The organism is Polaribacter sp. IC066 (genome assembly GCF_007997085.1).
Taxonomy (GTDB): domain Bacteria; phylum Bacteroidota; class Bacteroidia; order Flavobacteriales; family Flavobacteriaceae; genus Polaribacter.
In genome coordinates this window covers 1-1,605 of sequence record NZ_VORR01000126.1, presented here as the reverse complement: position 1 = coordinate 1,605, position 1,605 = coordinate 1, and the positions used below count along the sequence as shown (strand labels likewise).

The 1,605-nt window shown below is 31.9% G+C and carries 1 protein-coding gene; it reads right to left on the bottom strand.

All coding sequences use genetic code 11. The features are described 5' to 3' along the window. Positions 1 to 4 precede the first annotated feature (4 nt). A complete protein-coding gene (gene tnpC, locus ES044_RS18200; RefSeq protein WP_147120770.1) occupies positions 5 to 1,414 on the bottom strand; it encodes an IS66 family transposase in 1,410 nt (469 codons plus the stop codon). Between the last annotated feature and the right edge of the window lie 191 nt (positions 1,415 to 1,605).

The following is a 1,605-nucleotide window of genomic DNA, read 5'->3' as shown; positions in this document are numbered from 1 at the left end:
GTAACTATTCAGCCATTTCCGGTAGGAACGGATTTTTGCTAAAAGCAAGCTGAATATTTTCTAGTACTTTTTGTTTATTTTTTTTGAGCGTTGTAATATATCCTCTAATTCTAGCAAAATATTGTGCATGGGTTTCTGACCTAAAACAACCAGATACTTTTTGCTTCACTTTAATCATCCTTAAATCTCTTTCCGCTTGATTATTATCAAAAGGGACGTTGGGTTGTTTAATGAATTTCAGAAATAAGTATTTGTGTTTTTCTAAGCCAAAAGCAAGTCTTTGCTCATCGGTTTTCTTAAACTTTTTATCATAATTTTGAATCACAGGTCGAATCAGATTTACATATTTGTCAAAGATTTTGGAGTAGTAAGCCGCCTTTAAATTAGGATTTTGTTCTTTATCTTTTTTAGCTTGAATAAGTAATTTTCTTATTTCTTTAGCCCATGAGGAATCAAATGTTTCTTCGACATAAATGAGGTCTCTTAATATATGAGCATTGCATAAACTATGGGCACAGGAGTACGAAAAATAACTACTAAAACGATCGTGAACAAGCGTTCCTTTATAGTGCTCTAAAAGGCCGATATCGTTCATTGCTTGTTTGCCTCTATTTAGATGATGTGCAAAATAGCTGGTCGTTTTATTGCTTACTACATGCATCCAACTATTTTTTCCATTTAAGCGAACTCCTGTTTCATCGGCATGTAAAATTGGACTTTGTAATAATTGTTGTCTTATATTTTCATTATATTGTTGCAAATCATCAAAACATTGTTTTTGAAAATTAGACAAGCTTCCTGTAGAAATAGTATGTCCTGTTAAATCGGATATAAATTCGCTACAGCGTGCAAAAGGAAGCATTTGATAATTTTGTAAATACACACAAAGTGATTTTAATCCAACCCCATATTGCGCTTCTTGAGTAAGCTCTTTTGGGAACACTGCTTTATTTATCTTTCCACAACAGCTACATTTTTTATGTATTGTTCGGTGTTCTGTAACTTGCATCTTAATGACTGGAATATCAAAAACTTGCCGAGCATTATACTTGACACCATCATCAGGTAAATCAGTACCGCAAGAATTACATTGTGTCATCGTATGAAAAATAAGATTATCAGGAGTTTCAACCATTTTTAATTTACTGCCCTTATGTCCTTTTTGTCCACCTTGAGGTTTGTTAGATTTTGTGCGTAAACTTTTCGTTTTTCTAAAAGGATCTTGTGAAGGAGCAACGCTGCTATTGTCACTGTTTTTTGGATGCTCGTATTTTGATAGTTTCACTTTTAACATCGCATTCTCTTCTTGTAATGTTTTTACTTGACATTCAAGATTAGAAACAACTTTAAGCATCTCTTTTTTAAAGAGCGAAAACTCATTCTCTAGATGCAATAAGAGTTGTTTGTCAGTCAAAATAATTTGTTTTCACGAAGGTCTAAAACAAATTATAAAATGACAAAAAATAATAAAATATTGTATCACACACTTATCAACCGATGTGCATAAACAACTGCTTTTTTTGAAATAGAATGACTAAAAATAAAAAATTGTGGATAAAATAAATCAAATTGTTAACAACCACTAAACATCCGCTGAATAGTTAC